This window comes from Echinicola salinicaeni (assembly GCF_014280965.1).
Lineage (GTDB): Bacteria > Bacteroidota > Bacteroidia > Cytophagales > Cyclobacteriaceae > Echinicola > Echinicola salinicaeni.
The window spans coordinates 385,373-396,628 of record NZ_JACODZ010000002.1 but is presented as its reverse complement, the minus strand read 5'-3'; the positions used below and the strand labels follow the sequence as shown (position 1 = coordinate 396,628).

At 39.8% G+C, this 11,256-nt stretch carries 7 protein-coding genes; 1 reads left to right on the top strand and 6 read right to left on the bottom strand.

The genetic code is table 11. From position 1 onward, the window contains the following. Nucleotides 1-796: 796 nt before the first annotated feature. The 4 genes from H7U17_RS04925 to H7U17_RS04910 form a co-directional block, all read right to left on the bottom strand. Nucleotides 797-2,047, bottom strand: a complete 1,251-nt coding sequence (locus tag H7U17_RS04925; RefSeq protein ID WP_186755489.1) for an NAD(P)/FAD-dependent oxidoreductase — start codon at nucleotides 2,045-2,047, stop codon at nucleotides 797-799. Between the two features lie 157 nt (nucleotides 2,048-2,204). Continuing rightward, nucleotides 2,205-3,203, bottom strand: coding sequence for a 4-hydroxyproline epimerase (locus H7U17_RS04920; RefSeq protein WP_186755486.1), 999 nt, complete (start codon nucleotides 3,201-3,203; stop codon nucleotides 2,205-2,207). A gap of 21 nt (nucleotides 3,204-3,224) precedes the next feature. Then, the gene (locus tag H7U17_RS04915) at nucleotides 3,225-4,661 is read right to left on the bottom strand and encodes an aldehyde dehydrogenase (NADP(+)) (RefSeq protein WP_186755484.1); all 1,437 of its coding nucleotides are present in this window, start codon (nucleotides 4,659-4,661) and stop codon (nucleotides 3,225-3,227) included. Continuing rightward, entirely contained in the window at nucleotides 4,661-5,572 is a 912-nt protein-coding gene (locus H7U17_RS04910; RefSeq protein WP_186755482.1) for a dihydrodipicolinate synthase family protein, read from the bottom strand. The genes H7U17_RS04915 and H7U17_RS04910 overlap by 1 nt, the downstream gene beginning before the upstream one ends. A 285-nt stretch (nucleotides 5,573-5,857) precedes the next feature. On the opposite strand from H7U17_RS04910, the gene H7U17_RS04905 reads away from it, so the two are divergent. Beyond that, nucleotides 5,858-7,543, top strand: coding sequence for a DUF885 family protein (locus H7U17_RS04905; RefSeq protein WP_186755481.1), 1,686 nt, complete (start codon nucleotides 5,858-5,860; stop codon nucleotides 7,541-7,543). A 202-nt stretch (nucleotides 7,544-7,745) separates the two neighbouring features. On the opposite strand, the gene nagB is transcribed toward H7U17_RS04905, so the two are convergent. Both nagB and H7U17_RS04895 read right to left on the bottom strand, forming a co-directional pair. After that, nucleotides 7,746-8,576: a glucosamine-6-phosphate deaminase gene (gene nagB / locus H7U17_RS04900; protein WP_186755479.1), complete on the bottom strand. Its 831-nt coding sequence runs from the start codon at nucleotides 8,574-8,576 to the stop codon at nucleotides 7,746-7,748. A gap of 305 nt (nucleotides 8,577-8,881) precedes the next feature. After that, the gene (locus tag H7U17_RS04895; RefSeq protein ID WP_186755477.1) at nucleotides 8,882-11,116 is read right to left on the bottom strand and encodes a S9 family peptidase; all 2,235 of its coding nucleotides are present in this window, start codon (nucleotides 11,114-11,116) and stop codon (nucleotides 8,882-8,884) included. Nucleotides 11,117-11,256 lie beyond the last annotated feature (140 nt).

Genomic DNA, 11,256 nt, shown 5'->3' with positions numbered 1-11,256 from the left:
ACCATCCTCTTACACCAACCATATATTGCGCCTCAAACAATACATAATACACTGTCCGAGTTAGCAAAAACAACGGTAATTCTCCAAATTAATTCCCTCTGCCTGAAAATAGATCCTGGCACAACTTGAAAAATCTGATCTTGTCTTTTATCGGTATTTAAGCCATAAGCTCACAAACATGAATTCATCTTCGATTTATCTTATATCTTGGTTCTTTGTTCTACTTATGGCCCCCATAAATGCTGACGCATTTCCGAAGACAATTTACCAAATGTACACGCGGAAGGATTCGAACCCTCTCCCTGTGATGGTCATTACAAGGTACCAAAGCTCTCGGCACTAACTTTCAGAGATGTTATGTTTGAAATTTATCAGAAACATTCCTTGGTACCTTCATCGATCACCAAAATCCTAAGAAAAACCAGAATGACTTTGAAATGTCCTTCAAACTATCATTAAAGTCATAGCAAAGCTAGGGTAAAGCTATATCATAGCTGGGGTAAAGTTAGGGTAAAGTAGGGTTTAGCTAGCCAAATCAAACCTTAAACGCCAAGCCACAAAGCGGATGGCCAGGGAAAAATTTTCTATCAACTTGTCCATCCGGATTAACTTAAACCCGCCTTATACATTAACCTATCTATTACGACCTGAAACTACTTAAAAATCAGTCGCTTCGCTGCTGTTTTCGATTTCACCATAACGATGCTATGATTCAATCTCCAAACAGCCTGATTTTCTTGTAGTTTCAATTCTCATAACGATTCCTAATGCATAAAGCGGGTTAAAAGCAAAACATTCACCTAGCATATCGATCCACTGCAAATCCTTCCAACTTTACTTCTCCTTCTTTCCCTTTGCCAAGATCTGCAAGGATTTTTCCAGTTGCAGGAGCTAAACTAAGCCCCATCATACTATGTCCCGCTCCAAAAGCCACATTCTTCCATTTGGGTGCCTTACCGATATATGGCAATCCATCCGGGGAACAAGGCCGCATTCCCTTCCATATTTGGTCTTCCTGAGGAAATTCCGCCTTAAATTCAGGATAATAGGCTTTGATGGATTCAAATATCCCCTTAACCCTGTTGAGGTTTACATGATCAGCCTTATTGGATATTTCCATTGTTCCCCCAAAACGCACCTTTTCTCCATAAGGACTTTGTGAAACCCTTGCCTCGGTAAGAATACTTGATTGCATCAATTGAGGATTATTGGGCAAAACAAAGCTATAGCCCTTCCCTCCCATCATAGGTAATTTAAAACCAAGCATTTTGGCTATCTCGCCGGACCAGGAACCTGCGCAGACCATCACTTGCTTACAGTCAATTTTGCCTTCTGAAGTTATTACAGCTTTTACTTTATCTGCTCCCTTTTCAAATCCAGTAATACGCACACCTGACTTTAGGACCACACCATTCTTAACCAAATATTGCTTTAAATACTGGTACAAGTCCTTTGGAGATAAATGGGCATCATCAGGAAAAAATATTCCACCTCGCACATCTACTTCCTGATGCGGTTCGAGTTTTCGGATATCCTCCTTACCCAGCACCTCCACCTCTATCCCACTTTTCTTGGCAAGATGACTAAATTCAATCTCCTCATTTTCTCCTTCCCTACTCTTATAAAGCATCAAAAGGCCCCTGTCCTGAAAATTGATATTACCATTGTCATGTTCGGCAATGAATTCCATATACAATTGCTTGCTGAACAAACTTATCCCTTTTAAAAAGGGAATGGATTTTTGAACATGCTTTGAATTGGAGTTCCTATAAAACAACAAACACCATTCAATTAGCTTTTTGTCCAGCCTCGGCTGAATATAAAAAGGGCTTTTTGAAGACAGCATCCATGATATTCCTTTGGAAATCATACCAGGAGAAGCTAATGGCACTATATGACTTGGAACAACCATTCCTGCATTGCCTGTTGAGCAATTCTCTTCCATATCACCCTTATCGATGACGATCACTTCTTCTCCTTCTTTTTGAAGGAAATAGGCGGTAAAAAGACCGACTATTCCTCCTCCTATAACAATCGTTGGTTTCATAAACGCTTTCTCATCATTATTTGAAGTATTTAGAAAAATTCCGAATACTAAATGGGTTTTTATTCAAAAAGGGTTACTGTCCCAAATGGGATAAAAGACATTTCAATTCTTGATCGTATTGAACCATCTGTCTCCCATCTCATGTCTCAAGTCTATATCAAATCACTTGAAAACCATCCATATAGGGATCCTCGTCATCCAAAAAGATGGTATTATAACCTGTGATTTTAGCCCAACCTTCAATAGTAGGTATAATAGCCGGAATATCTCCAACTTGGGTGGTATTCACTATTTCACCAGTAAATTTTGACCCTATATAACTTTCATTGACAAATGGTTGATGGGCCTGAAGTTTACCTCTCGCGTGGAGTTGGGCCATTCTAGCGGAAGTCCCAGTTCCACATGGTGAGCGGTCTATGGCCTTATCTCCGTAGAAAACAGCGTTTCTACTGTCTGAATTTTCATCCAAAGTTTTACCAATCCACTGAATATGGCTAAGTCCATTGATCCTTGGATTTTCCGGATGGATAAACTCATACTTCTCATTGATGGCCTTTCTCAATTTCCGGCTCATCACAATAAGTTGTTCTGCACTAAAATCCTGAAGTCCAGTAAAGTTCCCCTGAGGATCTATGATCGCATAAAAATTCCCGCCATAGGAAACATCAAAACTCAATTCACCCAGTTCTTCACAATGGATACTCAGGTCCTTGGCACTGACAAAACTGGCCACATTGGTCAGCTTTACTGATTTAACATGCTTTCCTTCCTGTACATAGCTCACCAATACCAAACCTGCTGGAGTCTCTAGCCTTAGTTTGCCAGGTGTTTTGGGCACAATCAAGCCCTCCTCAATCGCTACTGTTACTGTTCCGATCGTTCCATGGCCACACATGGGCAGACATCCACTGGTCTCAATATATAGCACTGCCACATCATTTTCTGGGTCATGAGGCGGATAGAGCATAGATCCAGACATCATATCATGCCCTCTGGGCTCAAACATCAGCCCTCTGCGGATCCAATCATAATGTTCCATGAAAAACTGTCGTTTTTCGAACATATTTTCCCCTTCCAAAAAGGGAATCCCACCTGTAACGACCCGCACAGGGTTGCCACAGGTATGGGAATCAATACAACTAAATGTTTTCTTCATTCAAGTATTTAGAACCTAATATTAAGACACCAATTTACCATCCATTGTTCTAGGAATCCCTAGCGGATTAGCTTCTTTTAAAGCCTCGGGTAGTAACTCATCAGGGCAATTCTGTAAAGCAAAAGGTCTTACAAATCGCTTGATGGCATAAACTCCCACTGAAGTTGTTCTGCTATCAGTAGTGGAAGGATATGGCCCTCCATGTTGCATGGCATAGCCGACTTCCACCCCTGTTGGAACTCCCCCAAACAACAGTCTTCCACATTTTTCCTGAAGAGTGCTGATCAAATCATCTTGCCCTACTAACTCAGATTGATCAGCCCAAAGGGTTATGGTCAATTGCCCCTGAAGTGATTGGGCAACTTCCATCAGTTCCTCCTGGCTGTTATAAGAAACCACGATTCCAAATGGACCAAAAACCTCTTCTTGCAAAGATTTATCTGCCAACCATGATGTTGTATCCGTCAAGGCCAAAGCAGGGTATCCTTTATCTGATTGCTCGGCTTTTTTGGACCAAGTGACAGTACTAAGCTTTTCCATTTCAGATAGACTTTCACTGTAGACGCGCTGAATACCGGCATTCAACATCGTCTGACCTTCAATGGCTTCCAATTTTTCTCCTGCAGTTTGTGCAAATCTTTGGGCAAATTTTTCAGGAATAAAGATGACCCCAGGATTGGTACAAAACTGCCCCACTCCCATGGTAAGCGACTGGGCATACAGTGCTGCCAACTTATCCAAATCACCCAAAGGTTTCTCTGTGACAAAAATCGGATTGGTACTGCCCATTTCTGCATAAACTGGAATAGGTTCCTCACGGCTGTTGGCCAAATCAAACAAGGCTTTGCCTCCCTTAAAAGAGCCAGTAAAGCCTACTGCCTTGGTCAAAGGATGTTTCACCAAGTCCTGTCCTTCTTTGATACCTCCTTCCACGTGTTGGAAGACTGCTGTTGGCAAACCAGATTTTTCCAAAGCTTTCTTAATAGCTCCATATACCAAAAGAGAAGTTTTGGGATGGGATGGATGACCTTTATAAACTACAGGACAACCTGCTGCCAAGGCAGAAACAGTATCCCCACCAGCCGTAGAAAAGGCCAAGGGAAAATTGCTGGCCCCAAAGACCACCACTGGACCTATGGGCACCAAATACCTGCGCAAGTCAGGCTTAGGTACTGGAGTCCTATCAGGATTTCCATGATCAATAGTCGCCTCAAGCCAACTCCCCTCTTCAATATAATCTGCAAAAAGGTTGATCTGTCCCGTGGTCCTACCCAATTCCCCAGTAATTCTACCTTCAGGCAAATGGGATTCTTCACAGGCTGTTGGGATCAACTCCTCTTTTATTTCACCCAAGGAGGCGGCCATGTTTCTTAAGAAACTAGCTCTTTCTGCCAAGGATGTTTTTTTATAAGTAGTAAAAGCTTGAGCGGATTGTTCTAATACCTTATTAATTTGCATTATACGCTTGTTTTTAAAGATGCTAGTTCTGGTCTGTTATCAATACCAGTTTGAATTATCTTTTCAATTCTTTCTCTTTCCTCACCTATCAAAGTCAATCTAGGAGCCCGTACATTTTCAGTACCTATACCAACCATTTGTTCAGCAAGTTTAATGTATTGTACCAATTTAGGATGGATATCCAATTCCAAGAGTGGAAGGAACCATCTATAAATTGCTAATGCTTCATCTATTTTCCTGGCTTTGATCAAATCAAATAGCACTACAGTTTCCTTAGGGAAAGCACAAACCAATCCAGCTACCAACCCATCAGCTCCCATCAAAACACTCTCCATGGTGAGGGTATCCACTCCACAAAGGATTTTGTATCTGTCACCAAATTTGGTCTTCATTCTGGTCACATTGGAAACATCTCTCGTAGATTCCTTTACAGCTTGGATATTCTCGCATGCCGTCAATTCCTCAAACATCTCCAAAGTCACATAAGTTTTATAATCCACTGGATTATTATAGATCATGATCGGTAAGGTGGTCGCATCCGCTACGGCTTTGAAATAGGCTACTGTTTCTCTATGATCTGATGGGTATCTCATTGGAGGCAATAACATCAAAGCTTCCACCCCTAATTCCTCTGCCTTCTTGGCCCAATGAATGGCCTTGGCTGTAGCTCCTTCCGCAATATTCAATATCACAGGCACTCTCCCCGCAAGCTTTTCAACGGTCTTTTGAGTCAATTCAATTTTCTCATCATCTTCTAGCACACTTGACTCTCCAAGCGTTCCACCTAAGATCACACCTTTTACTCCCCCTTCAACCTGCGCTTCCAGATTCAAGAAAAACGTATCATAATCGATGCTGCCATCAGCGTGAAACTTAGTAGTGACGGCAGGAAAAACTCCATTCCAATTCATAGTTTTCAAGTTTATGTTTGAAACAAAGGTAGTATAGCTCAAAATGAGAATATTGCACCAAATTAGTGATTAATGATACAATATTGCTTAGCCTGATACTTGATTGACATTTTACGAGTACAACCAAGTATAAATTATTCCACATTATCGATGAATTTGGAATTTAAGCTTTTATCAGATAAAAAAATCACTGATTTTTGAATCCCTGATAAATCTTTACCATCCAGATAATTTTTTTCATCATTTGAAAATTTATTACAATTAAGTTTAACCTACTTTGACACTATGAAAAAAACGCTTGCGGTATTCTTCATTCTCTTTGTTCCATTATTGATTAGGGCCAGCGATCTATCTGAATCTATCATGAGCTTCCAAGCTGACCGGGCAGCCCTGAACCGGAAATACAGTAACCACCTTAGTGAAGAGTATTTTCAAAGAATGAATAACTTTTTCAGTAACTGGCTACAAAAGGTCAATTCCATCGATTATAAGGAACTCAGTGCTGACGGAAAAATTGATTACTTGGCCTTCAAGAACTATTTGGAAAAGCAACTTTATTTTCACCAGGCAGATCATGAAAAATTCCTTGAAATTAAAGAAGTACTGGAATTTTCAAGCGATTTAGAAGCTTTTTATATCGCTAGAAGAAGGGCTACAAAACCAGATGCCAAGGCCATTGCCAAGCAGTTCAATGAAGCCAAGCTAGCCATTGACAAACAAATAGCGCAACTCAAAGACAGCCCTTATGACAACTGGCAAAAAGCAGATTTAGCTGCAAAAGCCATAAAATCCCTGCAGAAGGAAGTAAAGGAATCATATGATTTCTACTATGATTATGACCCTGAATTTACTTGGTGGGTAGCCGACCCATGGGAAAAGCTTAATAAAAAATTAAATGCCTATACTGAATTCCTAGAAAAAAACTTCGAAAACACCAGCGTGAAAGATGACGGCAGCGGCATCATCGGCCACCCCATTGGAGCAAAAGCCATACAGAAAGAACTGGAATTTGAGCTTATTCCTTATACTGCCGAAGAATTGATAGCCGAAGCAGAAAAGCAATTTGCATGGTGTGAGAAAGAAATGCTAAAGGCCTCAGAAGAATTGGGCTATGGAAAAGACTGGAAAGCAGCCCTTGAACATGTAAAAAACACCTATGTTCCTGCAGGGCAATGGCCTGAGGATGTTGCTAAAATGGTTACGGAAGCTACAGCATATGTAGAACAACATGATTTGATTACCATTCCCGAATTGGCCAAAGAAGTATGGAGAACCAAAATGATGTCTGCAGAACGTCAAAGGGTCAGTCCATTCTTTTTAGGTGGTGAGACCATCATTATTTCTTATCCTACGGCTGAAATGAGCCAAGAAGAAAAATTGATGAGCATGAGAGGGAATAACCCTCACTTTTCACGCGCAGTAGTGCACCACGAAATCATTCCTGGACATCACTTACAAGGATTCATGATCCAAAGGCACAAGCCACATAGAAGAATGTTCTATACACCATTCTGGATGGAAGGATGGGCTCTTTATTGGGAAATGAACCTTTGGGACAAGGAATTCCCAAGAAACACAGAAGATAAAATAGGGATGCTCTTTTGGAGAATGCACAGATGTGCCAGAATCATTTTTTCTCTGAATTACCACTTGGGCAATATGAGTCCTCAGCAATGCATCGATTTCTTGGTAGAAAAAGTAGGACATGAATATGCCAATGCAGAAGCAGAAGTAAGAAGATCCTTTGAAGGCAACTATGGCCCTTTATATCAAATTGCCTATATGGTTGGAGGACTTCAATTTTACTCCTTGAAACAAGAATTAGTCGATAATGGCAATTTGAGCGAAAAGGAATTCCATGATATGATCCTTAGTCAAAATGCCATTCCGGTGGAACTGATCAGGGCTAGGATGAAAAATGAGACGCTTTCCAAAAACCATAAGACCCAGTGGGAATTTTTAAAGGACTAAAAAGATCAATTACTTGAAACAAAAAATAGTTCTCTCAAAAAGCTGATTTTGTGTCATACTTACGATAGGAAGAATCTCAAATGATTGATTTCTAAAAGCAAAAAAAATCAAGAGATTTCTCCTATCGTACCAATGACAAGATATTGGATAAGCACTTATTTTTCAATGATGCAGCATATAAGAAAACAAAATAAATCAACTATTAATACAAATACTGATCAGTTTCCTTATCCTTGGTAGGTTCAATATTGTGTTTTTCAATATCCTTGAAGTATTTATAAGTCCCCACTTTTAAGTCTATAGTCGCATCCTCATCACATACAATCATGGATTTATTATGTAACTGCAAGGCACTTAAGGTCCACATATGGGAAACGCCCCCCTCTACAGCCTTATGCAATGCCCGGGCTTTTTGATGTCCACTTACAATCACCACTACTTCCTTCGCATCCATTACAGTACCCACTCCCACAGTCAGGGCTAACTTCGGCACCTTATTGATATCATTTTCAAAAAATCTTGAATTGACCATTCTGGTTTCCGTATTCAGGGTTTTGACCCTCGTTCTGGAAGTTAGAGAAGAGCCTGGTTCATTAAAGGCAATATGCCCATCAGTTCCTATTCCACCCAAGAACAAATCAATCCCTCCTACTTCTTTGATCTTACCTTCATATTTTTCGCATTCCAAGCTTAAGTCTTCCGCATTACCATCCAAAATATTAATGTTCTCCTTAGGAATATCAATATGATCAAAGAAATGCTTGTACATAAAGGAATGATAACTTTCAGGGTGGGACTCTTCCAATGCTACATATTCGTCCATATTGAAAGTAATGACATTTTTAAAACTGAGCTTTCCACTTTTGTTCAACTCCGCCAGTTCCTTGTATGTACCTATTGGTGAAGAACCTGTGGGCAAACCTAGCACAAATGGTCTGCTATGTTTTTTTTGATGCTCATTGATTTTGTCTGCAATATAATTTGCTACCCATTTCGAAAGCAAATCATAGTTATTCTGGATTAGAAGCCTCATTTATCTAATATTTTAATTTATAAAAAAGCCATCAATTCTATTTTCAATATTAATTAATCAACTAATCAATCTTATTGAAATATTTTACTTATTAACGCAATAAATATACAAAAAATACATAATTAAGACTATCAGAAAAATCAATGAATATGATTTTAATAGCCTTTTGTATTGCTAGGCCCATTCATCATGGTACATGATGAATAAAAAAGCAGGCCATGCACTAGCATAGCCTGTTCTAAAATTCATCTCCATTCCCTGAATTTACCAGTAATTCAGACAAAGTAATTCCAAAATTGGTTTAATTAAAAACTACTCCAAGCTGGTGGCTCAACCCCAAGTAGATGCTCTACAAAAAAGTCCCTTCGCTTATGCTCTCCATAACTTCCACCTGAGCTATGCCCCATGCCAGGAACCATCAAAAATTCAAAATCCTTATCGTTTTTGATCAATTCATCTACCAATTGATAGGTGGACGAAGGATCAACATTATCATCCATTTCACCAACAATCAAGAGTAGTTTTCCTTCCAAATTACCTGCATTGACCACGTTGGAACATGCTGCATAATGCTCTCCTATTGGATAGCCCATCCATTGCTCATTCCACCAGATTTTATCCATCCGATTGTCATGGCAACCACAGGAAGAAACAGCCACCTTATAAAATTCCGGATGGAATAATAAGGCACCTGTGGAGCTTTGGCCTCCAGCAGAGGTTCCAAAAATCCCCACCCTTTCCAAATCCATATAAGGTCTGGTCTTTGCTGCTGCCTTCAGCCATAATTTTCTATCGGGAAAACCAGCGTCCTTAAGATTTTTCCAGCAAACATCATGGAAGGCTTTGGAACGATTGGAAGTACCCATTCCATCAATTTGAACTACTATAAAACCCAATTCTGCAAGCTCATTCAAACCACGATAATTGGGGGCAAATGATTTGGGTACAAAAGAGTCATGCGGACCCGCATAGATATACTCGATCACTGGATAGGACTTTTTAGGATCAAAATTTCTTGGTTTGATAATCAATCCCCAGATATCCGTTTTCCCATCCCTTCCCTTGGCAGAAAAAATCTCGGGAGCTTTCCATCCTTCTTTTTTAATTTCGCTGATATCAGCTTTTTCCAAACCCATTATCTTATCTCCACTCTCTAAGCTTTTGAGTACAGCAACTGCAGGCATATCCTGGCGAGAATAGTGATCGACGAAATACTTCTTATCCGGAGAAAGTGTGATTTGGTGATTGGCCTTTTCTTTTGTCAACTGTCTCAAATCATCTTTGTCCAAGCTAATACAGCACAGGTGAAGGTGATAGGGATCTTCTCCATTTTTTAAACCACTGGCCAAAAAGAAAACCTTGCGAGCTTCTTCATCTATATGCAACACCTCTCTGACCACCCAAGATCCTTTTGTAATTTGTCTTTTAACCTTCCCAGTTTTCCCATCATACAAATACAAATGATTCCAACCATCACGTTCTGAAGCCCAAATAATTTCCTTCCCGTCTGCAAGGTCTTTGCGAAATTTCTTCCCACTATAATGGATAAAGGTCTCACTTCTTTCTTCAATTAATGTCCTGATAGAAGCATTCTCAGCATTAACCTCCAAGACCCTATACACTTGGTGTCCCCTTTGATTGTATTCAAATGTAAATGCCCGGCTATCTTCACGCCACCTGATCCCCGAAAGAGAAAACTGATGATCTATTAGATCTGTTTTTACAGGCAAGCACTGTTGAGATTCCACATGAATCAAAACAGGTTGCTTAACAGGCAGGGCATCCCCCGGTTTTACATAATCTCTTGTTTCTATGGAGGGCTGTAGCTGTCCTACAGGAGCAGAAGATATCAAAGTTAATTTTCGTACAGGTGCAGGTCGCACTTTATAAGTGGCTAATTTTTCTCCATTTGGTGACCATTTAAGTGATGCTGCATAAAACTCTCCTGGAGAGCCATCAAAACTTAGCTGGGTCAGCTCACCACTTTTCAGGTCTTTGACCCAAACATTATGTTCTCTAATAAATGCCTCCTGACTACTATCGGGGGATTGCACTGGATCTCCTTTACGCTCGTCCCATCTGTTTCCCCAATAGCGATTATTATCACCATTTACAGCCTTCCCCTTCTTCAACTTCCCATTCTCCAAATCATATTCCCAATGATAAGATTTCGCCTCAAACGCAAGAATCTTTCCTTTTTCTTCAATTTCAATTCCTCTGATGGGCAGCTGAAAGGCTTTTAATGTATCATCCAATGCTTGATTTAGTTTATCACGCAAATCCTCCTGATCAAACAGTGGCTTCTTAATGGTATTTTCAGTCGCTACCCTAATATATTCTGTACCATTTTTGGTTTTCATGGAATACCAGAAATCAGGAGTATCCTTTATCCATTTAAAATTCCTTGGAGCATGATAAACTTTCGAAAAAGCTTCCTTTACCTCTGCAGCACTTTTATAGTCCTTGAGTGTACCCTGAGCAAACAATCCATGAATGAGTAAAGTACCAAGGATCAAACAAAACAAATATCTTTTTATCATAAAAAAGAGGTTTAATATTACGATTTTACACCATGCAACTTATAATAATCTTAGCTTAACCTATTTCACCAAACTAACCAATACTGATACAGGGTTAACTATTCTATTATTTAAAAGATCTATTCTTTCCTATGCTAGGA

Excerpts from the sequence above, each read along its gene's own strand:
- H7U17_RS04905 (WP_186755481.1), top strand. The coding sequence starts at position 5,858 with ATGAAAAAAACGCTTGCGGTATTCTTCATTCTCTTTGTTCCATTATTG.
- H7U17_RS04920 (WP_186755486.1), bottom strand. The coding sequence starts at position 3,203 with ATGAAGAAAACATTTAGTTGTATTGATTCCCATACCTGTGGCAACCCT.
- H7U17_RS04925 (WP_186755489.1), bottom strand. The coding sequence starts at position 2,047 with ATGAAACCAACGATTGTTATAGGAGGAGGAATAGTCGGTCTTTTTACC.
- H7U17_RS04915 (WP_186755484.1), bottom strand. The coding sequence starts at position 4,661 with ATGCAAATTAATAAGGTATTAGAACAATCCGCTCAAGCTTTTACTACT.
- H7U17_RS04910 (WP_186755482.1), bottom strand. The coding sequence starts at position 5,572 with ATGAATTGGAATGGAGTTTTTCCTGCCGTCACTACTAAGTTTCACGCT.
- H7U17_RS04895 (WP_186755477.1), bottom strand. The coding sequence starts at position 11,116 with ATGATAAAAAGATATTTGTTTTGTTTGATCCTTGGTACTTTACTCATT.
- nagB (WP_186755479.1), bottom strand. The coding sequence starts at position 8,576 with ATGAGGCTTCTAATCCAGAATAACTATGATTTGCTTTCGAAATGGGTA.